The 26236-nt window shown below is 63.3% G+C and carries 24 protein-coding genes, 1 tRNA gene and 1 pseudogene; 8 read left to right on the forward strand and 18 right to left on the reverse strand.

What is annotated here, in order from left to right; genetic code table 11:
* Position 1: 1 nt before the first annotated feature.
* Together lysA and argS are read right to left on the reverse strand one after the other, a co-directional pair.
* Positions 2-1420 carry a diaminopimelate decarboxylase gene (gene lysA, locus G6N50_RS12810; protein ID WP_083094327.1) on the reverse strand — a complete coding sequence of 473 codons (1419 nt, stop codon included), beginning with the start codon at positions 1418-1420 and terminating at the stop codon, positions 2-4.
* The gene (gene argS / locus G6N50_RS12815) at positions 1417-3069 is read right to left on the reverse strand and encodes an arginine--tRNA ligase (RefSeq protein ID WP_083094328.1); all 1653 of its coding nucleotides are present in this window, start codon (positions 3067-3069) and stop codon (positions 1417-1419) included. Before argS ends, lysA begins: the two co-directional genes overlap by 4 nt.
* A gap of 128 nt (positions 3070-3197) precedes the next feature.
* Here argS and G6N50_RS12820 point away from each other — a divergent pair.
* From G6N50_RS12820 to G6N50_RS12830, 3 genes are all read left to right on the forward strand, one after another.
* Positions 3198-3273 (forward strand) — tRNA-Arg (locus G6N50_RS12820).
* Between the two features lie 311 nt (positions 3274-3584).
* Positions 3585-4544, forward strand: a complete 960-nt coding sequence (locus G6N50_RS12825; protein WP_142275486.1) for a hypothetical protein — start codon at positions 3585-3587, stop codon at positions 4542-4544.
* Between the two features lie 2 nt (positions 4545-4546).
* Positions 4547-5089 (forward strand): hypothetical protein, encoded by a 543-nt coding sequence (locus tag G6N50_RS12830; RefSeq protein WP_142275487.1) that lies wholly within the window; start codon positions 4547-4549, stop codon positions 5087-5089.
* A gap of 477 nt (positions 5090-5566) precedes the next feature.
* On the opposite strand, the gene G6N50_RS12835 is transcribed toward G6N50_RS12830, so the two are convergent.
* From G6N50_RS12835 to G6N50_RS30105, 7 genes are all read right to left on the reverse strand, one after another.
* A complete protein-coding gene (locus G6N50_RS12835; protein WP_083094329.1) occupies positions 5567-6787 on the reverse strand; it encodes a phage major capsid protein in 1221 nt (406 codons plus the stop codon).
* Positions 6788-7111: 324 nt separating this feature from the next.
* On the reverse strand, positions 7112-7552 hold the full coding sequence (locus tag G6N50_RS12840) for a hypothetical protein (RefSeq protein ID WP_083094330.1): 441 nt from the start codon (positions 7550-7552) through the stop codon (positions 7112-7114).
* Positions 7549-7959, reverse strand: coding sequence for a hypothetical protein (locus tag G6N50_RS12845; RefSeq protein ID WP_083094331.1), 411 nt, complete (start codon positions 7957-7959; stop codon positions 7549-7551). Before G6N50_RS12845 ends, G6N50_RS12840 begins: the two co-directional genes overlap by 4 nt.
* Before the next feature lie 590 nt (positions 7960-8549).
* The gene (locus G6N50_RS12850; RefSeq protein ID WP_179970122.1) at positions 8550-8888 is read right to left on the reverse strand and encodes a WhiB family transcriptional regulator; all 339 of its coding nucleotides are present in this window, start codon (positions 8886-8888) and stop codon (positions 8550-8552) included.
* A 192-nt stretch (positions 8889-9080) separates the two neighbouring features.
* Positions 9081-10148 (reverse strand): AAA family ATPase, encoded by a 1068-nt coding sequence (locus tag G6N50_RS12855; protein ID WP_083094332.1) that lies wholly within the window; start codon positions 10146-10148, stop codon positions 9081-9083.
* Positions 10138-10989: a hypothetical protein gene (locus tag G6N50_RS12860; protein WP_158086049.1), complete on the reverse strand. Its 852-nt coding sequence runs from the start codon at positions 10987-10989 to the stop codon at positions 10138-10140. The genes G6N50_RS12855 and G6N50_RS12860 overlap by 11 nt, the downstream gene beginning before the upstream one ends.
* Positions 10959-11210, reverse strand: coding sequence for a helix-turn-helix domain-containing protein (locus tag G6N50_RS30105; RefSeq protein WP_083094334.1), 252 nt, complete (start codon positions 11208-11210; stop codon positions 10959-10961). The genes G6N50_RS12860 and G6N50_RS30105 overlap by 31 nt, the downstream gene beginning before the upstream one ends.
* A gap of 409 nt (positions 11211-11619) precedes the next feature.
* Between G6N50_RS30105 and G6N50_RS12870 the strand changes: the two are divergent.
* Positions 11620-12913: pseudogene (locus G6N50_RS12870) on the forward strand (IS3 family transposase).
* Here G6N50_RS12870 and G6N50_RS12875 read toward each other — a convergent pair.
* From G6N50_RS12875 to G6N50_RS12885, 3 genes are all read right to left on the reverse strand, one after another.
* Entirely contained in the window at positions 12890-13942 is a 1053-nt protein-coding gene (locus tag G6N50_RS12875; RefSeq protein WP_308204177.1) for a tyrosine-type recombinase/integrase, read from the reverse strand. The pseudogene G6N50_RS12870 and the gene G6N50_RS12875 overlap by 24 nt on opposite strands.
* Positions 13943-14317: 375 nt before the next feature.
* A complete protein-coding gene (locus tag G6N50_RS12880) occupies positions 14318-14818 on the reverse strand; it encodes a nitroreductase family deazaflavin-dependent oxidoreductase (RefSeq protein WP_083099657.1) in 501 nt (166 codons plus the stop codon).
* A 78-nt stretch (positions 14819-14896) separates the two neighbouring features.
* Positions 14897-15259 (reverse strand): hypothetical protein, encoded by a 363-nt coding sequence (locus tag G6N50_RS12885; protein ID WP_083099626.1) that lies wholly within the window; start codon positions 15257-15259, stop codon positions 14897-14899.
* Positions 15260-15436: 177 nt separating this feature from the next.
* Here G6N50_RS12885 and G6N50_RS12890 point away from each other — a divergent pair, with 177 nt between their 5' ends.
* Complete coding sequence (locus G6N50_RS12890; RefSeq protein ID WP_276053389.1) at positions 15437-16168, forward strand: glycoside hydrolase; 732 nt, start codon at positions 15437-15439, stop codon at positions 16166-16168.
* Between the two features lie 281 nt (positions 16169-16449).
* Positions 16450-16737, forward strand: a complete 288-nt coding sequence (locus G6N50_RS12895) for a DUF732 domain-containing protein (RefSeq protein ID WP_083099627.1) — start codon at positions 16450-16452, stop codon at positions 16735-16737.
* 20 nt (positions 16738-16757) lie between these two features.
* Here G6N50_RS12895 and G6N50_RS12900 read toward each other — a convergent pair whose 3' ends face one another.
* Together G6N50_RS12900 and G6N50_RS12905 are read right to left on the reverse strand one after the other, a co-directional pair.
* A complete protein-coding gene (locus tag G6N50_RS12900) occupies positions 16758-17267 on the reverse strand; it encodes an Rv2253 family sensor-like surface protein (RefSeq protein WP_179970124.1) in 510 nt (169 codons plus the stop codon).
* 70 nt (positions 17268-17337) lie between these two features.
* Positions 17338-17907 (reverse strand): NUDIX domain-containing protein, encoded by a 570-nt coding sequence (locus tag G6N50_RS12905; RefSeq protein WP_083099630.1) that lies wholly within the window; start codon positions 17905-17907, stop codon positions 17338-17340.
* Positions 17908-17941: 34 nt separating this feature from the next.
* Here G6N50_RS12905 and G6N50_RS12910 point away from each other — a divergent pair, with 34 nt between their 5' ends.
* Positions 17942-18313: a nuclear transport factor 2 family protein gene (locus G6N50_RS12910; RefSeq protein WP_083099631.1), complete on the forward strand. Its 372-nt coding sequence runs from the start codon at positions 17942-17944 to the stop codon at positions 18311-18313.
* Between the two features lie 26 nt (positions 18314-18339).
* Here the strand turns inward: G6N50_RS12910 and G6N50_RS12915 are convergent, their stop codons facing one another.
* From G6N50_RS12915 to G6N50_RS12930, 4 genes are all read right to left on the reverse strand, one after another.
* A complete protein-coding gene (locus G6N50_RS12915) occupies positions 18340-19350 on the reverse strand; it encodes a sensor domain-containing protein (RefSeq protein ID WP_083099633.1) in 1011 nt (336 codons plus the stop codon).
* A complete protein-coding gene (locus G6N50_RS12920) occupies positions 19347-20069 on the reverse strand; it encodes a hypothetical protein (protein ID WP_142275794.1) in 723 nt (240 codons plus the stop codon). The genes G6N50_RS12915 and G6N50_RS12920 overlap by 4 nt, the downstream gene beginning before the upstream one ends.
* Before the next feature lie 2 nt (positions 20070-20071).
* A complete protein-coding gene (locus tag G6N50_RS12925; RefSeq protein WP_158086119.1) occupies positions 20072-22558 on the reverse strand; it encodes a hypothetical protein in 2487 nt (828 codons plus the stop codon).
* A 143-nt stretch (positions 22559-22701) separates the two neighbouring features.
* Entirely contained in the window at positions 22702-23679 is a 978-nt protein-coding gene (locus G6N50_RS12930; protein ID WP_083099638.1) for a hypothetical protein, read from the reverse strand.
* A 204-nt stretch (positions 23680-23883) separates the two neighbouring features.
* Between G6N50_RS12930 and G6N50_RS12935 the strand changes: the two genes are divergently transcribed.
* Positions 23884-25611 (forward strand): NAD-binding protein, encoded by a 1728-nt coding sequence (locus tag G6N50_RS12935; RefSeq protein WP_083099662.1) that lies wholly within the window; start codon positions 23884-23886, stop codon positions 25609-25611.
* Positions 25612-26236 lie beyond the last annotated feature (625 nt).

The following is a 26236-nucleotide window of genomic DNA, read 5'->3' on the forward strand; positions in this document are numbered from 1 at the left end:
TTCACCTCACTTCCAGACTCAGTAGATCGTCGACCGTCTCGCGACGCAGGACCAGACGCGCGCGCCCGTCACGCACCGCGACGACGGCCGGGCGGCAGATCATGTTGTAACGACTCGACAATGAATAACAGTAGGCGCCGGTGGCGGCCACGCCGATCAGGTCACCGGGACGCAGATCCCCGGGCACCCAGGTATCCCGCACGACGATATCGCCGCTCTCGCAATGTTTTCCGACGACGCGGGCCAGCTCGGCGGGCGAATCGCTGAGCCGCGAGACCAGCCGGGCGTCGTACTGCGCGTCGTACAGTGCGGTGCGGATGTTGTCGCTCATGCCGCCGTCGACGCTGACGTAGCGCCGGTGCGCGGTGGCGCTCACGTCGACATCCTTGACGGTGCCCACCTCGTAGAGCGTGATGGTGCCGGGCCCCGCGATGGCCCGCCCCGGTTCGACCACCAGCCGCGGGGTCGGCAGCCCCACGGCCGCCGACTCGTTGCGCACGATCTCGCTCAGTTTGGCGGCCAGTTCGCCCATCGGCGGCGGATCGTCCGCGGCGAGGTACGAGATGCCCAGTCCGCCACCCAGATCCACGGTCGAGATCTGTGCGGTCTTCTCGACGCCGAATCGTTCGACGGCCTGGTGCAGTAGACCAATGACCCGGCGGGCGGCCAGTTCGAAGCCGGCGACGTCGAAGATCTGGGAACCGATGTGACTGTGCAGGCCCACCAGCCGCAGGTTTTGCGTGTCGAATACCTTGCCGACGGCGTCTAGAGCCGCACCGCTGGCCAGCGACAACCCGAACTTCTGGTCCTCGTGCGCGGTGGAGATGAACTCATGGGTGTGCGCCTCGACGCCGACGGTGAGACGAACGAAGACATCCTGGACGATGCCCGCCTCCCCCACGATGGCGTCGAGACGATCGATCTCGATCATCGAGTCCAACACGACATGGCCAACACCGGCTTTGACGGCCGCCGTCAGTTCGGCGACGGATTTGTTGTTGCCGTGGAAGGTGATCCGCTCAGGCGGGAAGTCGGCGTGCAGCGCGACGGCCAACTCGCCACCGGTGCACACGTCGAGCGACAGGCCTTCCTCGTCGATCCAGCGCGCGATCTCGCTGCACAGGAACGCCTTGGCGGCGTAGTGCACGTTCTTGCCGCCGCCGAAGGCCGACGCGATCTCCCGGCAGCGGGATCGAAAGTCGTCCTCGTCGATGACGAACAGCGGGGTGCCGTATTCCTGTGCGAGTTCGTTCGCCGTGACGCCCGCGATGCTCGCGGCTCCCGTTTCGTCGCGAGCAACGTTGCGGGGCCACACATTCGGCGCCAGCAGCAGCAACTCCTCGGGGGATTGCGGTCGCAGCGGGCTTTCGGCGTGGCGGGTCTCTTCAGCGTGCCGAGGACCGGCGGGGTGAACGTTCACATTCGCTCCGGAGCGGTGACGCCCAGTATCGCCAGTCCGTTGGCGATCACCTGGCGGGTCGCCTGGCACAGCGCCAGACGCGCGGTGTGCAGATCGGTGGGTTGCTCGTCGCCCTGCGGCAACACCCGGCATGCGTCGTAGAACCGGTGGTAGTCGCCGGCGAGGTCTTCCAAATACCGGCACACCCGGTGGGGTTCGCGCAGGTTCGCCGCCGTGCTGAGCACCCGCGGGAATTCGCCGAGGGTACGCAGCAGCGTCCCCTCCTTGTCGTGGCTGAGCAACTCGAGGTGTCCGGTGTCGGGGATCAGGCCGAGCTCGGCGGCGTTGCGGGCCAGCGCCGAGAGCCGGGCATGCGCGTATTGCACGTAATAGACCGGATTTTCGTTCGACGCCGACGACCACAGCGCCAGGTCGATGTCGATCGGGGTGTCCACTGAGGAACGAATCAGGCTGTAGCGCGCGGCATCGACGCCGATCGCCTCGACGAGGTCGTCCAGCGTGATCACCGTGCCGGCCCGCTTACTCATCCGGACCGGCGCGCCGTCGCGGACCAGGTTGACCAGCTGACCGATGAGCACCTCGACGGTGGCCGGGTCGTCGCCGAACGCCGCCGCCACGGACTTGAGCCGGGCGATGTATCCGTGATGGTCGGCGCCCAACATGTAGATGGCCAGGTCGAAACCGCGCTGCCTCTTGTCCAGGTAGTAGGCGATGTCACCGGCGATGTAGGCCGGCTTGCCGTCGCTTTTGATGACGACCCGGTCCTTGTCGTCACCAAAGGCGCTGGTGCGCAACCACGTTGCGCCGTCCTTCTCGTAGATGTTGCCCGTCTCGCGCAGCCTGGCGATGGCCTGGTCGACCCGGCCGCTGGTGTGCATCGAGTCTTCGTGGGTGTAGACGTCGAAGTCGGTGCCGAACTCGTGCAGCGACTCCTTGATGTGGGTGAACATCAGGTCTACACCGATTTCGCGGAAGGTCTCGCGCATCTCGCTGGCGGGCAGGCTCAGCGCCTCGGGCGCCTTCTGCAGCACCTGGGCGGCGATGTCGTTGATGTAGGCGCCGGCGTAGCCGTCCTCCGGGGTGGGCTCGCCCTTGGCTGCGGCGATCAGCGAGCTGGCGAACCGGTCGATCTGGGCGCCGTGGTCGTTGAAATAGTATTCGCGCACCACGGCGGCGCCCTGGGTGGACAGCAGCCGGCCCAGCGCGTCGCCCACGGCGGCCCAGCGGGTCCCGCCGATGTGGATCGGTCCGGTCGGGTTGGCCGACACGAATTCCAGGTTGATGTTTTGGCCGGCCAGCGCGTCGGAGTGACCGAAGCGGTCGCCGGCGTCGATGACGTTGGTGACGACGACGGCTTGCGCCAAGGCCTCGAGGCGCAGGTTGATGAAGCCGGGTCCGGCCACCTCCGCCGACGTGATGCCGTTGGCCGCTGACAGCGCCTCGGCGAGCCATCCGGCCAGCTCGCGGGGGTTGGCACCGACTTTTTTGCCCAGCTGCAGCGCCAGGTTGCTGGCGTAATCACCGTGCTCGGGATTGCGGGGACGCTCCACTGTGACCGACTGCGGCAGCGCGGCAGCATCCAGCCCGCGCTCGGCCAGCACCGCGGCGGCGGTGTTTTTGAGCAGCTCAGCGAGGTCAGCGGGGGTCACGAGCGTCCATCCTATTGGCTGGGGTGCCCCCGCCTCGAATCCATTGCGGTGGCAGGGCGGCCGCCTCGATGCGTTAGTCTGTCCGTGCTAGTTCGAAAGCCCCATGGCGCACCAGGGTATGTCCGTGCGCCCCCGTAGCTCAGGGGATAGAGCGTCTGCCTCCGGAGCAGAAGGCCGCAGGTTCGAATCCTGCCGGGGGCACCACTTTGACCAGGGCAAATGTCCGATTTTTACCATCGCGTGCATTCTCCGTGCATTTTTGCTGACGCTGGTCAAGGGGGGCCTGGCGTGCCGGATTGGTTGCTGGCTTGGAACGGTCACTTGCCAGGCCACCACTGACGCAGGTCTACCCCGCTTACAGGTGACGGGAACCCCGCGCAAAGCAGGCTGCTTCGGTGATGCATCGTAGGGGGCCCGGCGACAGCGCTTCCACCGCGACGCGATGCTCAAACCTGACCCCCGGTGTCGGCCCCCAATGTGATAATCGCAACACACGAGATCGAAGGGGACCATGTATGGCAGGTCGCGAGAGAACGGTTTACTTTCTGGAGCCCTTTTTCCGGGATTCCAACAACGAAGCTCATGATGCGCCACAAGGCTTTTGGGTCTCCCTGATGGATCATGTTCAGACGTTGAGCGCTGCTGATCGACTGAAGCGGATTAGTTCGGTCCGCTACCGGGGCAATGCCCGATCTGTTGGTTCCCCCGAAGTGAGATTTCTGTATATCGGCAAACGTCGTAACCGCCAAGACTGGCCTGACACCTCGGTCGGCGGTGCCGACGAAGAACCACTCGAAGTTGATGGTGAGCTGGTTGAACCGATGTATCTGTTGCCCGTGCCCGACACCAACTATGTGGGCGTGCTACGCACAAGTGGAGGGCCGACTTTCGCGGCAGCCACGGAGTGGATCGGGCAAGTGTTGCAGAGCCAAGGCGACGAAATGGATTTTTTCCTAAGGTCGGTAGTACGGCACGACGCACTAGATAGACTTCACGGCAGTGCCGGAGTCTCGATGCTCGATATAAAGCTGGCTGCCGGCGCGTTCGTGCCGGAAGATGCAGGAAGAATTTCCTCGGTAGTGGATACCCTCCGGGCGCAAGGCGGTGCAGACCTTTCTATCGGTATCCGACTCAGCTTCGGAAACGCGGCTCCTGACACCGGCACCGCGCGTGAACTTGCACGAGACGTCGAACGTGTTTTGCGCGGCGGTAATGGTCTGAAAAATGTCGTCGCAAAATTAATTGAAAATAAAAACGACGGTTCGATCAGTAAGGAAGAACTCCACTTCTTGAATGATCGTATTACCCATAAAGTAATGGTCGGCCAATCGGAGGCTGAGTTGCCTACCGCAGAAGTAGTGATCAATGCGATGTCGCAGGCTGTCACCACGTTTAAAGCGCAGCTGGGCAACATCTTTGGTACCGCTGACGAGGAAGAGGAAGATGGAAACGAGGACGGGGATGAGGAAGAATAATCATGAAGGTTCCTGCATTTATCGAAAATAGGCCAATAGTTGTTACCGCTAGCCTCACCACTGTTGTGGCGGCTTGGCGCATCCTCGCATGGCGGAAAGTCCTACCGTCGCCACTCGAATACCTTCTCTCACATACTGACCTTTCAGTAACGGTAGCGATCGCGCTTGGACTCGCCTCAGTCGCGGCAGTAGCAGCCGGGTTCGCCGGTTTCATCATCATATTTGGCATTAGTTCCGACTCTTCAATTATGCGAGCTTTTCGCGCCAAAACCGAGCTCTACTTACGGCCGAACTGGAAGTCAATTATCTCCAATGCATTCTTGGCGGCGGTCCTCGGCTTGGCCTGTGCGGTCTTCTTAGCAGCTCATTGGATCTGGGTCGCAGCAGTTTCACTAGCGCTGGGTGCTTTACTTCTTGTGCATTCCATGGTCAGGATGGTGTGGCTTTTTGGGATCCTACTGGCATTGGTATCCACCCAAGATCAAAAGGACAGCAAGAAAGCCAATAGACGCTCGACCGCCGATGTTTTTAAAGGCGCGGCCTAGTCTATATGCCATAAGGCGAGTTGAGGATTTTTCCTTCAATTGCATGCGACAGGCCCCCAGCGTTCCCCAAGTACGCTGGGGGCCTTTCGCTTTGTTCAATTACCTGCCGTAGCTGCTGCCAGACGGTTTGCTCAGGTTAGCCGCGTCGGGTACCTGCTCTAGCCGTACCACCTGCTCGCCTCTGTGCGTCTTTGCGATCGCCGCCGCGTGGACTCTCGGCGTCTGATACGCCATCGTCTCGTCCTTTCTCGTCAGGTGTTTCATCTGAAACACTTACCCAGCCCGCGCGTATCCATTTGTGCGCCACAGGACCCGGTACCTCTACCGTGGCGCCGTCTGTGTAACGCTCACCCTCGTGGACCACTTGAATACCGTGCGTCACGGTGACTTTCACGCTCTCGGCCTGGTGCATCCGATTACCGGCCTCGATGTCTCGGGCCAGCGTTTCATGTACGTCACTCATAATTCCCAATACTCCTAGCTGGTGGGCAGTCCCGATATCGCCAGCACTGCGCTTGGGCGCTCGATGGCTAGTTGCAGCCGTTCTTCACAGATGAAGCGAATCAGGTTGGAAATAAAGTCGTTATCGTTGGTCCCGGTCCGCGTGGTCAGCGCCTCACGCACCACAACGAACCCAAACTTGCGGGTATCCAACAAGACTCCCGTTCCTGCCGCGATCTGCGTGGTCTGCAACACGGGTATGCCCCACAACTCGGACGCTTGCCCAGCAGTCGGATCGGGCTGGACCATGAAATGACCGTAAGCATCCTTGATGCGACGCAACGCGGACCACGAATTCGGGTGCAGCACAAGCAAATCAGCCTCAGCCAGCGCCGGTCCGGTGCGTAGCTGGGCGATGCTCATCTCGACCGAATCCAGAGCGGTGACATTGGTTCCGTTGTCGGTTGAGGCGTCATGCGTCAAAATGCCGCTGGTGGAGAGAATTCCGGCGATATTCCCAGCACCGCCAGGCCCATTCAAGAGCTCGTTATTCTCCGTGTTCACCACCTGGCGGACAAGCTCCTGCTGGCAATACTGCGTAAACCTGCCCCAGTCGTTATAGATCTCCCAACTAATCGCCGTATGGGCCGCTAATTTCGCCACAGTCGCTGTGGCAGGCTCTGTTTGGAACAGTAGCTCTGGCTTAGGCTGTCCCTCAGCAACGATGCCCGGTGACCCAGTTGTGGCGTTGTGGATGATGTACTCGAGCGACGGTGCCTCGATAGCTTGAGCAGGCAGCCGGTCAAGTAGCCGGGGTTCGTACTGGGGGCCGACCACCCATTCCTGCAACTGTGCGGGAAGGTCAGAATCGACCGACTCAAACCCCTTGGTTTTGAGCTGGAATGAGGACTTGGTTTGCAGCGCCTCGAACATGCCCTTGAGCTGTTCGTCGCTGAACCGCAGGGGTGCCACCACCGAGCCCTTGGCCCTCATACCGGCAGGCAATGGGCCGCTCATCATGCCGGAAGGATCACCGCTACCAACTCGGTGCATGCCTCCATTACCGCGCAGCTGCGGGGGAAGGCTGTTGTAAGCCTTCAGGGTGTCTCCGATCTCGCGGGCTTCAGCATTGAGTGGGCTCGCGATATCAACGAACTGCTTGTTGGTGATGCGGCCTTTTTCGTTGTCGTCAACCGCCTTTTCCAGCAACCCGGCGATTTCTTTATAACGTGTTTGAAGAGTGTATAGGTTGGGCATCGCTCTACTCCTTGGGCGAAAGCTGTTGCAGCGCAGAATGTTTACGCCAGCAGTGAATGAATGACTAACTCCGCGAACCACCGTCGCGGGAAAGTATGCAGGTCAGCCGCTTCGGGTCAGCCTCGTTGCGAGGGTGCCTGACGGATGTCCCGTTGTCCTGGCTCTGCGGCTCCGAGGGGAATTGGTCAGCCGGTTTTAGGCCGGGTGCCGATTCGGATGCGGCAAGCCATTACGGGCGATCCTAGCCCACGAAATGAGCTGCCCGGCATACCGGAGCCACAGCGCGGCGTTTCGGCTGCCAGCGTCGCGCTCAGGGCCAGGAATCTACTGCTCTACGTCGGCAGCCAAGGCCTGCCCGATGAAGCCCAACAGGTCCAGGTCGGCGGCGATCATGGCCTGCACTCGCGGATCGGTCAGCGGTGCCTCGGCGTCAGGCCAGACAGTCGTATCGGTGACTGGCTGGGACGGGAACAAATCTGGGATGCTGGCCAGCGCGGCAAGCCAGCGCGGCCCCCACTCGGGATGCCTGTTGCCGTCGCGGTGCGCGTTCACCATGTCCAGATAGGTGGTGCACAGGGTGCGCAGCGCAGCAGCTACCGGCCCAGGTTCACGAGCAATCCTGGCGCGCAACCCATTCGCGTACTGGTACGCCAGGTAAGCGGCTAGCCGCTGGCCCGGATTATTCGGCAGCCCATCAGGGCCAAGCTGAATCGAGCGCAGCGCGTAGACCGCTTTGTGCGCGTACTCGGTTGTCTCAGCGTTCATTTGGGCCTCCTCGATTTGGCCATGTCAGACACCAGGGCCAGCCTGGCGCTGCCCTTCCGCTTCCCAGGACCACTGTCATGCATCGCATTGAGGATCGGCACCAGCTGGCGCGCCGTGGACACATGCACCCCAGCCATATTCGGATTATCCAACACACGAGCCAGGGTGCGCGCAGTCACCACGCGATAGCCCGTGCTGCAATGAATTTCGGCCTCCTCGATCACAGCCCGCTCTACCTCGCCAGGCTGACTAGGCATAGCCAGCACCTTGCTTTTCGTGGTGCCCGAGACGCGGTAATGGGCGTTGCGCGCCGACTCAGCCTCTTTGCAGACATCACACCGGCAGCCCTGCCGATATCCACTGGTGCCGTGGGTAACAACACCAATGCGCCTACGCATCTTGGCCATTCGTCGAAGTCTGCCACGAAACACCACGCAACGCCACGAACCACGCCCGGTAAATGCGCAGAATCGAAACCAATTGCGCGGCAACGCTTCCCAGCAAACGTTAGCTAATTGGTTCTCGTTAGCTGAATTTGTTTGCTGGACGTGGCCGGAAATCTGGTCTGGCAACATTTCGACTCCCACCGGGCGGCCCTCCGAAAGAATTGCCTGTTCTCAACCCCCCTGACCTGCATAAATAGACTACTAGCTACCTACCGGTTCCGTGCCGCGCTGGGGTGTGACGAATCCGCAGGTGAGATAGTTATAGGGAGTGGTCTAAGTATTGTTTGCTGGGTTCGCTGCTTGGTGGGTGGTGGCACTGGCTAGCAAACCAGGTGTGTGGTTCCGAAAGTGTTGTAGTGCAACGGATTCCAGGCACTGCGAATGGTGTGGTGTGTCAATGATTTTGATGCTGTGGGGACCTGGTACTGCAAGGGAACTGGTCTCGCTGCTTCCACGCCAGGGAACTGGTCTGAGCGGTTCGGCGCTGGTGACTGGGGAGTGAATTCCCCAGCCAATCTCAACCCCTGACACCCCGTTCCGGTGCAGTGACTCTAACCGGCGTGCTTTCGTCGCTCCTGGCGCGAATGAGAGGCCACTAAGGGTGGTTTCTTGCCGCGTCCGGTGCGGTCGGGTCGCCAAATCTTCGACTCGATGAACTGACCGGCCACCACCCCCTCGGGACGCTGCGATGGCGGCAGACTTTCCAGCCAGGCTCGGCACTGTGCGAGCGCGGGGCATTTACGTAGGCAAATCCACTTGGCCCTGGTGTGCAGGTACCCGCGATCTGCAGTCTTGGGCGGTTGCGCGTCGAAGACTTCGGGTCGGCCTTTGCACGCCGCGCCGGTGAGCTCGGGTGCGTGGATCGCCAGGAGCAGATCACCTAGCGCCATGGCTGGCCTCCCATCATCAGTTAGTCCGTAGCGCATTCTGCTCCCGAGACCTGACTCCTGCCGGGTCTGTGCGTGTCCGTGTCCCGTGTCTTATAGATAGACACGGGAGACACGGGGACACACCCACTTTGACCTGCGTGTCCCTGAAACAGGGGGACACACTGGGGACACACCGGGGACACGGGGACACACTCATGCATCCTCGTCCCCCCGATATGGTCGGAGAAGCTTGTGCGGAGTTGACTCGGACAGGTATCCCTCCTTCCGCAACAGGCCGAAAGCCATTCTCGCTGTCTCAGCTTTGCCGCCTACCAACGCGAGGGCATCCCGCTGCGACATCGCTCTGCCGCGTGTCTCGTAGACCTTGCTGATTTTCGCCATGACTATGGTTGGCCGGAATTCGCGCTGACGCGCCACGGCTGGTTTGATTTCGAATTCCGCATAGGTGTCATCGTGTGAATCCAGCGTGAACTCGGCGAAGTCGAACAATCCATCGTTGCGTCGTCGCGCATGTTTACGGAGCTGGCCGGGACGATCCTTGGCTATCAGGATTGCCGAACGTCCGGTGATGCCCACGCCAAACGGGTCGCGCTGCTCCAAAATGTATGCTGCCCCGTCCAACCCGTTGAGCTTATGAACGCCACCCAGTGCGTACCGGCCGCGTGAATCACCGTTTTTCACCACGTGGTCAAGACATACGGTCGCGGGTCCGCTTCGCGCGATTTTGCGTGGCAACATCTCACCGAACCGTGCAATCTCGCTGTTGTCGTTAGGGTTTAAGCCATGCATCGTCATCGCTTCGGTAATCCCGTCGATCACCGCTAGGGTTGGCTGGTGTCCATTGATGACGTCCATCAGGTCAGCCAAGTTGACCTCATTGTTTACCGACTGAGTGGGCTTGATGTAGTGAAAGCGCTCGTTTATCGCATCTTTGGGTAGCCCGAAGGTGAGCAGCCGCCCAACGATGCCCTCCTCGGTGTCCTCGAAATCACAATAGAGAACGTGTTTTCCGGCTTTCATCTCATCGAACGCGGCAGCCAATACCGCCCACGTTTTGCCCGCCTCGGATTCGCTGGCCAGGGTGTGGACCTTGGACGGGTAGAACAAGCCAACGCCGTCGCTGCGCTGGCCCACAACGGGTTTGGGGGGGTTGTAGTCGCCGGCCAGAATCGGGCCCAGATCTATTGCACGCCAACTTCGTTCTATCTCAGCGCTATTGCTATTTCCCTCGCCGGTGCGCCAGTCCTTTCTAGTAGACATCGTTGTCCAGCCTGTCCCAGTTGAAGGGCTCTGTGAATTTACTTATGGCGCGGTCGATGTCGGATTCAACCTGCCTGGGGTGCTTGTTGTTCGGGATATGTCCGTTGCGCCGCGACGCGTCAATAACGGCCCGCGTCAGTTCGTCTCGTGTCAGCGACCCCTCGTTGACCAGAGGGGCCAGGTAGCGCAGTGCTTTATTGGTCTCATCGTCACGCCCACCTTTGGGTTGTGTTGCTAACGGAGACTTCCCGGTGAAACATCGCCAATCCAGCAGGCCTACAGCGCGTTTGTGTTTCTCGTCGTCGGATGGCTCTACCCGCGTGCGGCGTTGGGATGCTTCCCAATCCATCAGCTTCTCGCCGTTAGATCGGCGCTGCGCCAGCGTGGGCAGAAATCGGTAGATTCCCCCTAGCTCAGTATTTGCTTGCTCAAAAAGCTTGAGCACATGCACATACCAGTCCAGCGATGCGAACTCGTCGCGCGGTGGCAACAGGTGCGCGTTGCGCATATAGGGCTGCCTGCGGTCCAACAGTTCGCGTTCCCGCTTGGCCTCGTACAGCCTGAACACGTTCTCTACGAAGTCGTCGCTTGTCGGGGTCGGCAATGGTGGCAGCGTTGCGGGATCGTAGCCGGATCGTTTGACCCATTCGGCGCGTCGTTGGCCGAAGTAGTCTGTGTTACCGTTCATGTCGGTTCTTTTCTGCTGCCGCTGGATTGGGCCAAACGGTCTAATTCCTTCGTTGCTCATTGTGAATGGACCAACAGCGATTGCCCCGGTCAAATCCTCGATGGCCGGGGCTTTCGTCTGTTTCAGGGCTTGCCGTTCGGAACGACTTGGCACATAACGGTTGCTAAGTCGTCGCGATCGATACGGACAAGCTGGCCACTTCTACCGATCTTGTAGGCACGGAGCTCACCGTTTGAAATGAGCCGTCGCACACTGCGTTTGGAAATGCCTAGTTCGTCGGCTGCTGCGGCGAGGGTGATTTTCTGTCCCACGGGGATGCTCCTTGGTCGTCGCACGGTTAAGTGGATGACCAACAGGCACAACGCCTTCGACATACCAGGGCTGGTAGCGACAACCTGAGCGCTTCTGTGCTCGACCTCAGGACTATAGGTTCTTTTACGTCGCCCCTTGGTCGTGGACCCTGGGCGCTACGACCGCACCATACACCCTGCGGCCAGCGGGCGACACCCCTCCCAGGCCAGCCATCCGTACCGGCCCACTGGGGACAATTCCCCAGTCATAGATAGACCGCGCGCATAGTTAAAAAGCGGCTCGCAACCAACAACTTTCGAGCTCCCTGACGCAACGAAAGTGCCCGCCAGGCACAACCTACCCAGCGGGCACCCGTTCGTCGCTGTGCGTGGCGCTCAGCCCGTCTTTTGGGCCATCTCCGCGTCGCCCTCGGCGGCAGTCTGAACCATCCCGCGTTTGATGCGCACCTCCTTCCTTGGGAAGGTGCATGTCATGCCGAGCAAGTACGACCCGCAGACGCGGGCCAAGGCGGTCCGTCTGGTGTTGGAGCACCGTGCTGACTACCCAAGTGAGTGGGCGGCGATCACGGCGGTGTCCAAGCGGTTGGGGATGACGGCCGAGACGCTGCGTAGTTGGATCCGTCAGCAGCAGGTCGACGACGGTGATCGTGACGGTGTCTCCTCGGCGGCGGCCGCTGAGATCCGCGCCCTCAAGCGGCGCAACGCCGAGCTCGAGCAGACGATCGAAATCCTCAAGGCGGCAACGTCTTTCTTCGTGCGGGAGAGCGACCCGCGCAACCGCCGCTGACCAGTTCGGTCTGCGAGTTCATCGCCAAACACAGGCACCGCTTCGGGGTCGCTCCGATCTGCCGCGTGCTCACCGAGCACGGTGTGCCGATCGCCCCACGCACCTTCTACGCCTGGGTCAAGCGGGCACCGTCGAAGCGAGCCCTGTGGGACGCCACCATCAGCGAGGTCTTGGCCGGCTACTACGAACCCGATGAGCACGGCCGGCGCAAGCTGAGTCGCTGTACGGGTCGGTGAAGATGTGGGCACATCTGCAGCGCAAAGGCATCCCGGTGGCGAAGTCCACGGTGGAACGCCTGATGCGCCGAAACGGGTGGCAGGGCGTACGCCGCCAGAAGGCCGTGCGCACCACGATCGCCGACCCGGCGGCGGTGAGGCCACCGGATCTGGTGGATCGCCAGTTCGGGGTGGGCGCACCCAACCAGCTGCTCGTTGCGGACTTCACCTACGTCAAGCTCGTCACGGGGGTGTTCGTCTACGTCGCATTCGTCATCGACGCCTACGCCGGGGCGATCGTGGGATGGGAGGCCTGCGCCTCCAAGCAGACCCAGTTCGTCGAATCGGCGATCCGTCAGGCCGTCGCATTGCGGTCGCGTCAGGGTCACCCGATCGAGGACGCCATCCACCACAGCGACGCAGGATCGCAGTACACCAGCGTGAGATTCGGTGAAACACTTGCCCTTTCGGGCATCCGACCCTCGGTCGGCAGTGTCGGCGATGCCTATGACAATGCTCTGGCCGAGACCACGATCGGACTCTACAAGACTGAGTGCATCCGGCCTGATTCCCCGTTCCGTCGCGGGCCGCTCACCACGGTCGGTGACGTCGAGTACATCACCGCCGACTACGTCGCCTGGTACAACCAGCAGCGCCTCATGCACCGCCTCGGCCGAGTCCCACCCGCCGAAGCCGAAGCCCAGTACTATTCCCAACACGTGACCGACCAACCGGCCGGCTCACAGAACCCCGAGGGTGCATGAAACCCGGGATGCTTCAGCCTTGGCCAACTCCTTGGCTTGCGCGTCGGTGGCTAGCGATGACAGCGCCTCGGCCACTTCCGCGTCACGGCCAGACACGATCTGCTGGTAGATCAGGCTGGCTTTGACGGTCGAATGCCCGAGGCGCGCCATGGTCTCGACCAGGTTGCCGACACGTGCGGTTTGCGTACCGGCGAAGTGCCGCAAATCATGCACCCGAACTCCTTCGCGGCCAATGGCTTTCAGTGCCTCGGTGAAGTAGTCCAGAAACACTCGGTCATTCAAGTGACACCCACCCCTAGATGCCGGAAATAGTTGAGCCTCAGCGTCTTTCTTCACGTGATACTCGAGGTGGTGTCTCAAGTCTTCGCGGATATGCGGAGGCACCACAACGGTTCGGCCCTTGCCGCTCTTGGGTGTGTCTATGTTGCAAGTCTTTTGCCGGTGAGTGACGGCGCGGCCCACGGTGATAGTGGAACAGTCTGCCGCGAAGTCTTTCCGTCGCAATTCGCTGACCTCGCCGTACCGCAGACCGCACCAGGCCGAGATGAGCACGACTGCTTTCAACCGTTCCGGCTGGATCGCGTTGGCCAGCTTGGCGATGTCGTCCACATCGAGAATCACCGCCGCCCGCTTGGTGGGCACGTTCATTGCGCGGGCAATCTGGCACGGCTGGGTGGCCAGCAGGCCATCGGTAACAGCGGTGGAGCAGATGGCGTGCAGCAGCCCGTAGGCGTGGGCATTGCGCGTGGCGTGTGTGCTGCCCAGACCCGCGTGCCAGCGGCGCACCGTCTCAGCGTTCAGCGCCGATAACGGCACGCCGCCCAGCTTGGGTTTGATTCGCTGGTTGTAGGTCGCCTCATATCCGATCCGGGTGCGCGGTTTGAGTGGACGGGTGGCCAGCCATTCGATGGCGTACTCCCCCAGCGTCTTGGACTTGGCCCGCTGGGCTTCTTCGCGGACCTTGGGTGCAACCCATTCGTCGCGTTCGATTCGCCTGCGCTCGTCGGCTAGCCAGTGTTCTGCGTCCATGCGGGTGCTGTAGGTGATGGGCGCGTTGTGCCGTGCCAGGTCTGGCCCGATGTAGCTTGCCTGCCACTTGCCCGATGGCAGCTTGCGCAGCGAGCCCCAGGCCCGCTGTCGCATTCCTTTTTTGCCAGCCATCTACCTGCCCTTTCGCGCCGCCGTGCATTCTCCGTGCATTCTCGATGCCGAGTCTGGCACTTGCTGACACTTGCTGGCAATAGCTGTATCTCGGTGTCAATCCTGGTCAGATGCCTTTAGGCTGGTCATCGGAACTTTGCTAGTGTAGCACATCGGCACTTTCGAATCCTGCCGGGGGCACCACAGCTGACTTGCAGTTATCCCCGCCCGTTCACTGGTCACGAACCTGGGCAATGCGGGTCTTTACGACCGGCTCAGAATGAACGCCTCGATGTGGCGTTGCCCCGCCCGCGACTCGTACTTCCGCCAGCCCGGGTAGATCTGCAGGCCTTTCGCCCAGATGTCGTCCCGCTCGCGGGGCGTGGCAAGTCGGGCGGTGGCGCGCCAGGTATCCCGCCCTATCGTGACCGTCGCTTCCGGGTTGGCCTTGAGGTTGTAGTACCAGGCCGGGTGCTTTGCCCCACCGAAGTTGGACGCGATGAGGCTGAGGCCGTCAGGATGCGGGATTCCGTAGACGGCGGTGGTGCGGGGCTCCCCGGATTTGGCACCCGTCGAGGTGAGCATGACCACCGGAACGCCGGTGGCCAGCCCGGCGAAGCTGCTTCTTCCACCGCTGACTTTGGTGATGAGTCGGTCTAAATGGTGTGCCGTCGGTCGCAGGATCGCAACACCCACTCTGGTGGCCGCGAAGGTGCGCATAAACCGATGGAACGCGTTGGCATCTTCGAAGGACAGGCCCGACATGGGTTCATTGTCGCCCAAGCCGAACGCACGCACGCGCGAATTCGTGACTGCAGGGAGCGGCGGTCCGGCCCGCTTTTCCTAGTCCGAGGAGTCGTCGGAGTCGTCGGACTTGTTCTCGGCCTTCTCGTCCGTCTCGTCGTCGGAGTCGTCGGACATCTCGGACTTCTCGGAGTCGTCGGAGTCGTCCGTGTCTTCGGATTTCTCCTCGGACTGCTCGGCGTCCTCGGACTTATCGTCCGCCTTCGACTCATCGCCTTTACCGGAGTCTTCGGACTCGTCGAGCTTGGTCGCGTACTTCGTTAGAAGCCCGGCCAGGTCACGGGCTTCCTCGGCTCGTAACAGGTCGTCGAATACCCGCTCGTCGCTCTCAGAGATGCGCTCAACGCAGACCGCGTTGTCCTTGATGCTGACGTCCCACCGGCCCCCTTGGTCACGAACCATGTGTTGCCGCCTTTCGACTGGTGCCCCGATCCCGAACCTGAAGCGCGTGGCCCGCGAGCGCTACTGCGTTGGTTTACCCAGTTCTGCCTGGCGCAACGCCTCGAATCTCGACCACGATGCGGCAGCTGGCCTCGGCCTCGCCGGCCCAGCTCATTCCGGGCGTACTTGTTGCGAAAGATGGCCCCACGCGTCGCAGACGACATTAAGCTGCTGGTCGTGGGCGCGAAGGTGTTCGCTAAGGGCCGGGGGCGATTGCTTGCGATCGCCGCCTCGCTGATCGTCTCCGCCGCCATGATCCACGCGCAGGGCACCAAGACACGGTGCTGCGTCGAGACACCCGCGGCGAGCCCCACCGCCACCAGCAGCGCCGTGGCGGCTCGGCCGCCCGCCAGCGCGCCGCGCACCGCCAGCCCGGCCGAGGTGGAGGCGCTGACGGCGCTGGCGCCGCCCGCCGCTTCTGCCGGCCAGCAATTCCAGCTCGCATTGCCTCGCGGCGTCGGGTCCGAGGATCGGTTACAGGTCAAGACCATCTGGGCGGCCCGCGCCATCGGCGTGCTCTTCCCCCAGATCAAAACCATCTACGGGTACCGGCAGGACCCGTTGCCGTGGCATCCCAACGGTTTGGCGATCGACGTGATGATCCCGAACTACCACTCCCCCGAGGGAATCGAGCTCGGCAACCAGATCGCCGGATACGCCCTGGCGAACACGAAGCGATGGGGCATCAACCACGTGATCTGGCGGCAGAAGATCTATCCGGGAGTCGGCGGCGGCAACTGGATGGCGGACCTGGGCTCAGAAACCGCCGACCACTACGACCATGTTCATATCGCCACCGGCGGCGGCGGCTACCCGACCGGGCACGAAACCTATTACATCGCCTCGATGACCCCGACGCCACCGGACTGATCCGCTAAGTCATTGCGCGGCAACGGAATCAGGCATCGTCATAGCGCGGGCGGCGCGCCTGATCCTGCGGATTGACTCGTGCGCCCGGCCCGGTCAACCCAAAGCCCAAGGTAGCCACGGGGAGGTTTCGCGATTGCTGACCGGGGGACACAGTTGCTGACGGATGGTTTGCCAGCTTTTGCTGTTCGCCGCGCGATCCGGCGCCAAAGGCAGCATAATGAGGCTGTTGTCACCACTCCAGAGAGAAGGAGCCGAGCGTGAAGGCTGTTTGCGGGCTACGAATGTTATCCATTCCGGCTGTCGTTGCTGCCGCATTAACGGTAGGTAGCGGGGTCGCGGTCGCCGACGATGACGGGTACCTGGCCCAACTGAAGAAGATCGGCGTCGTGTGGCAGCCGGGTGGAGAAGGCACGCTGATTTCGCTCGGCCACGCCATCTGCTCAGATCGCGCCGCGGGCAAGACTCCAGACGAGCTGGCCACCGATGTTCATTCCGGCTTGAACAGTTCCTTCAACTACGCGGACGCCGCAGCGATCGTCAGCGCGGCGGAATCGAACTACTGCCCCTAGCCACTTCTGAGGCATCTCCGTTATGCCGGCCCAGCGGCGAACGCCGCCACCGGCATTTCGACGGTTCCACCGCATGGGCCGCTGCTGATGTCGGTGTGCCAGGTGCCGCGCAACGATCCGTCCGGCTGCGGCGTGTAGAAGGCCCACGACCTGGCGGGTGCCCACACCTTCGGCACGCCTTCGCCCATGTAGCAATCCCATTGGAAGTCGAAGCGCTCGACCCACCTGGCGCCGTCCCACGTGTAGTGCGAAGGCCGGGGCAACGTCGGGTTTTTGGGCGTGGGGCCGTTGGTGGCGGTGGCCACGCACGTGCCCGATGAACACGCAGTGGTGAAGACGTAATCCGCACTGAAGGTCGGTTCGGCTTGGGAGGCTGCCACGCTGGTACCGGATTTACCGGCCGCGTACCTCACCAGCGAATATTTGCCGTTCCACGATGGCGACATCGCGTTCGCACAGATGCCGGGTGTGCCGACGACCGAGGTGATGACGGCAGCGAGCACCGCAACTACCCGAAACCTCGGCCGCATTGCGTCAATGGTGGGCGATTTATGACGCGTCGCGATCTCGGCGCGGACACGATCGGGATGTTTCCAGGGGTCATCGGCGGCGCAACAGGAACAGCCCATAGGCGGCCACCGACTGCGCGTCGGCGATGACTCCCCCGCGGATCATCTGCTCGACCTCTTCGCGCGCGAACCACGCACTGCGCATGTCCTGCTCCTCGTGCTCGCGGTCGGTTTGTCCCTCGGCGATACCCGTGGCAACGAACACCCAGCCACGTTGACTGGACATTCCCGGAGCGACATCGAGCTGGCCGAGTGCCTCGAACGAGGTTGCGCGCAACCCGGTTTCCTCACGTAACTCACGCTCGGCCAACTCGACCGGGTCGGCATCGGCCAGGTCGGGAGCGGTGCCTTGGGGAAACTCCCAACGCCGTACGCCGAGGGGATAGCGAAACTGCTCAACCAACCGAAAGCGCCGCCCGTCGTAGGGCATCACGAGCGCATAGGCCGGCTTGTCCACGACGCTGTAGATGCCCTCGCTGCCGTCGGGCCGGCGGATGTCGTCCTCTCGCAGCACCATCCACTGGTTCCGGTAGATCTCACGGCTGGCGAGGCGTTCGATGAAAGTCACGCCGCCAGTATTGCCGCGAATACCGCGACTCATGCGGCGACGACGGCGAGGAGTAGCGTCCGAAGCTATGCCGTCCCCAGAAGCCATCACCGAGACCGTCAATCGCTACCTTGCGCTGGTGGCCGCGGGCACCGCCGACGAGATTGTGGCCCTCTACGCCGCCGACGCCACGATCGAGGATCCGATCGGATCAGACATTCGCCGCGGCCATGACGCCATCCGCGGCTTCTACGCGGGATTCCAAGACGCGAAGAAGGACACCGAACTCGCCGAATTGCGGATCTCCGGCAGCGAAGCCGCCTTCTTTTGGCATCTGACGCTCGACGCGGGTGACAGCCGTACCCGAATCTCGCCCATCTCGACGATGTCGTTCGACGGGGACGCCAAGATCACGTCGATGCGCGCGTTCTGGTCACCCGCAGATGTTCAGGTGTTGTAGATCCGTCAATTCTGTTGGTAGGCAGGTCAACTCGGAATTCGGCCAAGGATGTCCTGGACGATTGTAGTGGCGTCGTCGCCCAGATCGCGTCCGATCACATCGACGTCGACCACGACGTTGGCCTTGGCCGCCAGGGCCCGCAGCGCGCTGGTGTGCTGGCTCCCGACATCGGTGGTCCGCCCGTTGTCGTGCACGATCCCCAGCGTGCTGCCTACCGAGGTCACCGGACCGGTTTGCACCGGCGTTCCGATGGTGTAGATACCGGACACGCCGCCGTGCGAATAGGTCAATTGTTTCCCGGCGCAGCCGTTGATCTGGTTGACGGCGCTGGTGACGAAATTTTTTGCGGCGGCGGCATTGTCGAATGTTGCGACGAATTCGGAAACCCCGTGCGGGAATCCGTTGGTGTGCTGACCGAGGTCCACGCCATAGATGGCGCGGTATCCGCTGTCGCGATAGGACGCCGTCAGGCCGTTGAACACCGCTTCGGTGCAGTCCGGGGGGTCGAGGCTGTCTCCGGGTTGCAGTTCGTGGGTTTGAGTCCACGTCTTGTTGACGTACATGCCGGGCGCCTTGATCAGACCGCCGACATCTTCCCCGGTGAGAACCAGCGACTGTAGGCCTTCGGCCGTCACCGAGGGCTCCGGCGGCCCGGACGCAGCGGCGCTGGGCTTCGCCCCACCAGCGGCGGTGGTTGTCCCGGAGTTCGCCGTTGACGGGCCGGATTGGTTGTTGCCCAGGGTCGCCCACAGCACCAACGCCACGACGGCGATCACGGTAAAGGTGTAGGACAGCGTCAGGCCAACCAGCGCACGGTTGCGGCCGCGGTCACCGCGGCGGCGGATATCGGCAAGAGCGAAGTGCCCCAACACCACGCCCACCGGGGCCAGCAGAAACGCGAACACCACCGACAGCGTCGCCAGCGTGCTCACTTCGTCGGAGGGCGGACGCGGCGGCGGTTGGCCCGGAGGTGGGGGCGGCGGAGTGCTGGGGTCGAAGGGGTTGGGCCAGCTGGGGCCCGGCCAGCTAGCCGTCATGAGAACGGGTCGTAGTCGGAGTCATTCGCGGGGAACCCTGGAGGAGGCGCGGAACTGGCCGACGGTTGGGGTGACGCCGGGGGTTGATACGGCGCCGGTGACGCGGAGAAGGCAGACGGTTGCGGAAAGGCTGTCGAGGCAACGGGTTTGGCTCGGCGGCCCGGATGGAAGTACGCGTTGGACTCCGGGAGCGCGAGCAAGATGGCGGACGCGACCGCGATGATCATCGTCGCGACCGCGCCCACGTGCAGCAATTGGCCGAACCAAGCGACGGACTCCCCCGGGTCGAGGACGAAGACGGCTATTCCCGCACACAGTCCGACGCCGCAGACGCCCCAGGTCACCAGTCGGGCCCAGCTGCGTCCGCGATCGTCGAGCACGCCCAGTGACACCACTAACGCTGCGACGACGATCAATCCGGCGGCCGCGGCAACCATCATCGGGCCGGAGGTACTACCACGCGAACGGAGATCCGAGATCGCAATTAATACGGCGATCGCCGTGGCCAACAACAGCGCGGCGATGCCGGCGAACACATAGCTGCCGAAAAACACGGTGGCCGGGGAAAAACCGGCGACCTTCTGGGCGGCGGGTGGTCGCGGCGCGGCCGAGGGCGGCGGCGCGGCTGAAGGCGACGTCGGTGGACCCCACGGCGGCGCCGGTGAAACCGGTTCGGGGCTAAAGGGATCGAAGAATGGATCCTGGGAAGGGTCTGACATCCTCAGCGCCTCCCCGCCACGCCGGCCGTCCGCCTGCGGCGCCACCACAGCGCACCACCCACACCGATCCATGCGGCCAACGGCAACACGATCGCGGCGTACATGATCGGGCTCAGCGACGTGCCGAACACTGACTTCGGCATCGGGATAAGCACACCCGGATCGCCGGTCCACACCTGGCTCATGGGCCGCGCACTGGTCAGGCCGCCCAGCCACACTTGCTGCGCGGAACTCTGCTGCGACGAACTCTGCAGCCGCGGCCCGAACAGCGAGCCGCTTGCGGTCGCGGGCAGCGTTGGATGGTCTTTGGCGAAGTCCTTCGGCGTCATGTTGACCATGGGGATGTTGGTGAAATCGACGCCGCCGATGGTCAATTTCCAGGTGGTGCGGTCGCCGGTCTGCCAGGTGTACGTCGCGTCCCCCTCGTAGAAGGACTTGCGGTAGCGGGTGAAGAGTTCCTGCGGACTGAAAGGCTCCTTGGAGGTCCAGGCGTCGATGTTGCCCGAGTCAACGATTTTCGAGTAGGCGGTGGCTTTCGTCTTGCTGCGTTGCCGGTACCACTCGGCGGCGATCCGGCTGGCATAGACACGGCGCAGGTCGGCGTACTCGGGCGCGTGGTTCACCTCGTCGACGATCTTCGGCAAGATCATGGTCCGGTACAGGTCGTCGTTTTGGCGGGTGATGCCCGCATCCTGGGCCGGGCAGCCGATGCCCGGCTTCAGGTCGGGTCCCTCGATCTCGAGCTTCACGTCCAGCGGGGCGTCCAGGATGTACATCGAGTCGCCTTGGGTGGACACGCTGGCCGGCAACGGAATGATCCACTTTCGTTGCGGGGAAAAGCATTTCGCTCCCTGCAGGACATCCAAGAAACGGCGGCCATCCGGGGTGGCCGGGTCCACAAGCTTCGCGGTGGCCTGCTTCATGGTGTAGTCGGCTTCCAGCAGGATCCGCCCGGCGTCGGTGCGGCCGAACTGTGCATCGATGATGCGGTCCGGTTCGTTCGGGTTGAGATTGACGGTGAACGACGATGTCGGCAGCGCAAGCCAGACGAAGAACGAGTCGGAAGCCATGTAGGCGTTGACATTACCGCCGAACGACGGCGCAGCGCCGGTTTGCGCATTGGCGGCAAAGGAATACTGCACGCCGTTGCCGTTGAGATCGGTGTCGGAGATGTAGCGGAGCTGCAGCGTGGAGAAATCGACGCCGCCCAGCACGCCGCCGATCCCGCTGGAAACGGCACTGACCCCGCTCGCCACGCCGCCGCCGATCCCGCTCGCGACGCCACCCACGATTCCCCCGGTTACCGCGCCGGCGATGCCACTGACCAGGCCGCCGGTGACATTGGCCAAGACGGTGGCCGCGCCGCCCGTTGCGGCGCCGATGATGCCGGCGACGGTGTTGGCGGCAGTCGCCCCGGCGAGGACCCCCGCATCAACGATTGGACCGACAACGGCTCCCGGATTGATCGGCATGGGGCCAGAAACCGGCCGGGGCGCCGGCTGGGCGGGAGCCGGGACCGAGCCGGGCGCCGGCTGGGCGGGAGCCGGGACCGAGCCGGGCGCCGGCTGAGCGGGCGCCGGAACCGAACCGGGGGCCTGCTGCCCCGGAGCGGGGGCCTGCTGCCCCGGAGCGGGGGCCGGCGCCGAGACCGGCACCGACTCGGGATCCTGGGCCGCCTGTTCGATGTCCATGTCGGCGTTGACCTGCCCTGAAACGAAGGCTTGTTCGATTGCCTGGGCGGGCGAGTCCGGAGACGCGCCGGTAGTTTGATCGGCACCGCCGTTGACCGGGTTCTGTCCGCCGCTGGCGAGGACGGCTTTCCCGGACGGATCGGGCACGCCCACCGTCGGGTAGTACCGGACGAACAGCCGGTCGGATGCGCCCAAGCCGTGGGCGGCGGAAAGCATGGCCTGAAGCGTCGCCGCCGGCGGCTTGTCGGGGAAGATGTACACCACCCGGCGACCGGTCTGTTGCGCGATGCGAAGAAAGTCTTCGAGCTGCGCCTTGTCGACCGCCCCGGTCTTGATCTCGACGATCTCCTGATCGTTGTGGAAGTCCGGGCGGCGGTTGATCGAAGTGTTCTTGATCTTTCGGTTGCGGACGTAACCGTTTTCCGTGAACTTCAGCTCTTGATCGAGCCTCGTTTCGAAGCTGGTGCCGGTATTGCGATTGTTGAAGGCGCGGACGTAAGCGTCGCGATAGTCTGCCCACCCCAACGGATTCGCGACGGCGGGCGCCCGCTGGCTCTGGTAGACCAGCCAGCTTTTGAAGAGATGTTCTTTGCTACCGGATGTGTATTTGCCCCTCGGCCTGATCCCAGCCAGTTCTTCAGCAGTCGGTTGGTTCAGGCTCGACAGCGCATTCGCCGACGGAAAGGTGTAAGTGAGCGGGGTCTTGCCCGGTGGTGGATCCTGGTCGGCGGCGTACCCGGGCAGTTTCGGCGCCGGATCCGCGATGGCGTGGCGGGTCGGCGCGAGCAGCCCTGCCAATGCCAAAACCAGAGCGGTCGCAACGACGCGACGCCATATCAGCCAAACCCGAGCCATATGCGGCCCTCCCCGTCGGACTTCGCGCGCTCGAACGCCAAGCACACGATGTCGCGATCCTAAGTGAGGTTAACGGGCTTGAGAATTCAGCCGACCCATTCGTCGTAGTAGGCGCGAGTATCCTCCGGATCTTTATGCCTGACCATGTGGGAGAGCAGATGGTAAGGCGCAGTGAAGCCGGCGTCGTCGTTGAGCTGAATCTTGAAGTTTGCGGTGACGGAGTCGCCCTCGTCCAGGAATTCGCGGTAGACCCATCGGGATGGGTAGCCGCGGCGCAGCATCTCGCCGAGGTAATAGGAGGCACCGTCAACGAACTCGGCGTTAGCGGGATCATGGAAGGCCTCGACGGTCGGCGTCACCTGCAGCACCAGGGCGGTGAGTCGGTCGACGCTGTCGGGACTGAAATCCCAATTCCCGCCATTGCTGGCCGCCCAGGCCGGAAACTGTTGCTCTTGATGAGCCAGCCAGTCGTCGAGCACCGTCGAGGGCGGCGGAGCGTTGAACAGGCCGTCGGCGAGAGTGCGCTCTTTGACCGGAGACCATCCGGGATGCTCTGCGGCGTAGGCCTGTACGGCCCCTTTCCAGCGGCCGTAGGCGGCCACCAACACCGCGCTCTCGTCGGCCGCCAACGCTTGCAGCAGGAGATGCGTCGGTGACAATGCCTCCAGCCCGGAATCGGAATCGGGGCGAATGATCGGAAAGCCCGTGGCGTCGGGCTCGCCCGCGCTGTCGATACGCCAACGATGCTCAGACAACCGCCGCAACAACACGGCATCGTCGATCGTGGCGTCATCGGGCACCTCGGCGACCCAGTCCCACCGCCCCCCGCCGACCCGCATCAAGGCCTCACCCAGATACGCGACCACTCCCGCGGTGAAGGACTGGTGCTCGTCATCGAGTGCTTCGGCCGGATCAGCCAGCCGGTTTCGCGCCGCGACCTCCAGCGCCGACAACGACGCCTCGGAGTAATCCAGCGCGACCGCCCCGCCCAGATCAACGTCGCCCGTCATGTCGATCAACAAGTTGACCCGGTCCAACCACCAATCCAGCGGTCCACCCTCCACCGCGTCCTCCCATCCAGTTCCAGCAAGCGACGATGCGGTCAATTATCGTCTTCCGCTTCGAGTACATGTCGCGCTGGCATCAAACGGCACCGTGCCCGATAGTCGTAGCAACAAGTGAGCGCCGATGTCATCAGAGGTGGGGTTTATGCGTGACGACTCACCACGCCGCAGCACACGAAATCGTGCCGTCCCGGCGGAATGTCCATGACTTCGCGCCGGCACATCATCGTCAGCGGTGACGACGCGCTCGCGACCACGATCGCCGAGGAATTGAACCGCGCGGGCGCCGCGATCATCAAGCTGCACAGCGAGGAGCTCGCCGGAGCCGATCTCGCCCGCGCAAGCGCGATCGTGTGCGCCGGGGACGACGATGCGAAAAACCTCGAAATCGCCTTGCTGGCAAGGAAAACCAATCCCCATGTGCGCGTGGTCGCCCGCTTGGGCAACGATGTGCTGCGGGCAGCGGTGGCCGCCGACAACGGTCCCGGCGCCATCCTGGACGTCGCCGACCTCGCGGCGCCGTCGGTCGTCGAGGCCTGTCTGGCGAGCCACACGCACCCGGTCGAGGCCGCCGGCATCAACTTTCTGGTCTCGGGAGCCGAGGCGCCCCGCGACGCGACCCTTCGCGAGATCTACGGCGACCTGGCACCGGTGGCCGTGATTCACGGCGAGAACGCCGCGACGCCCGACGAGGTGGTGCCCTGCCCTGGACGAGATCATAGGGTGCGCGCCGGCGACTGGACCGCCATGATCGGCAGCGCCGACGAACTGGCCGCGCGCGGCATCAAGACGCCCCGCCCGAGCGCGACACGCTCTCGCCAATCGTGGATGCGGCGCATCTCGGATGCTGCCCGGGCGATGCGCGACGACGTCAATCCCATGCTCTTCCCCGCGATGCTGCTCGCGCTCAGCCTGCTGCTCGCCTCGACGGCCGTAGTGCATTACTCCTACACGAAGCCGCGACTGTCCTGGCTGGACGCCATGTACTTCACCGCGGAGACCATCACCACCGTGGGCTACGGCGAATTCACCTTCCTCCACCAGTCCGCGTGGCTGCGGATATTCGCCGTCGCCCTGATGTTCACCGGAGTGACAACCACCGCGCTGCTCGTCGCATTTCTGGCGGACTTGCTGCTTTCGCGCCGCTTCGTCCAATCGGCCGGGGTCCGGCGGGCACGCCATCTACGCAACCACATCATCGTCGTCGGCCTGGGCTCGTTCGGCAGCCGCGTCGTCGGTGACCTGACCGCTGCCGGATACGACGTCGCGGTGATCGAGCGCGACGAGAACAACCGATTCCTTTCGACGGCAGACGAACTCGACGTGCCGGTGATCTTCGGGGACGCGACGCTGCGCCAGACGCTGGAGTCGGCGCGGGTCGACCGCGCCCGGGCGGTCGCGGTGCTGACTCAGGACGACATGGTCAACATCGAGACCGGAATCGTGCTGCGCGAGATGCTCGGTCCCCGGGTGATGCCCGAGGTCAACCGGCCCGACGTGCCCATCGTGCTGCGCATCTATGACCGCACCCTCGGCGACGCGGTGGCCAAGCGGTTCGGTTTCGAGAACGTCCGCTCCACCGTGGACCTGGCCGCGCCCTGGTTCATCGGCGCCGCGATGGGCCTGCAGGTGCTGGGGACGTTCTCCGTCGGCCAGCGTTCGTTCATGGTCGGTGCCATGCACGTGGCGGCCGGTAGCGAACTCGACGGGCTGCGGATGTTCGAAATGTCCACCCAAACCCGCGTCATCGCGATCACCCGCCGGGATGCGCCCATCGAACTGCATCCCCGCCGCGACGCCTGGCTTCGCGGCGGCGACACCGTCTACCTGGTGGGGCCGTACCGCGAGCTGCTGGAGACGCTGCGCAAGGGGCAGCCGCCGCAGGAGCCTTCGGTGAACAACGAGCGCGCGGCGGATAAAGCGGCGACCTGAAGACCGCGCCAATCGCCGAGATTCAGCTGACCCAATCGTCGTAAAAGGCGCGAGCGCGGCCGGGGTCACTGCCCTCGAGCAGCATGAGGTGCAGCAGGTAGAAGGGGCTGGTGAACCCGGCGTCCCCATTGAGTTGGAGTCTGAAACTGGCCAGATCCGGGTCGTCGTCGTCGTGGAACTCGCGGTAAACCCACCGCGAGGGATACCTGCGGCGCAGCATTTCGCCGAGGTAATACATTGCGCCTTCGATGAATTCGCGGTTTGCCGGATCCCTGAGGGCTTCGACCGTCGGGGTGACTCGGCCGACGAGCTCGGTAAGCCGGTCGATCGTTTCCGGGGTGTAGTCCCAGTCGCCGTGGTAGCGCGCGGCCCATACAGGGAAGTGATGTCGCTGGCGGATGAGCCACGCATCGAGCACCGGTGAGGGCGGTGGTGGGGAGAAACCGTCGGCCAGAGTGCGCTCCTTAGCGGGCGACCAGCCAGATTCGGCGGCAGCGGATTCATCGACTGCGCGGCGCCACCTTTGGTAGACGCCCGCCATGACTCCGCCGCCACCGCTTTCGACGGCATCCAACAGCAGGTGCACCGGGGACACCTTTGCAAGCTGCGTGGCCGGATCCGGGAC

Origin of the sequence: Mycobacterium mantenii, assembly GCF_010731775.1 — a bacterium.
Classification (GTDB): domain Bacteria; phylum Actinomycetota; class Actinomycetes; order Mycobacteriales; family Mycobacteriaceae; genus Mycobacterium; species Mycobacterium mantenii.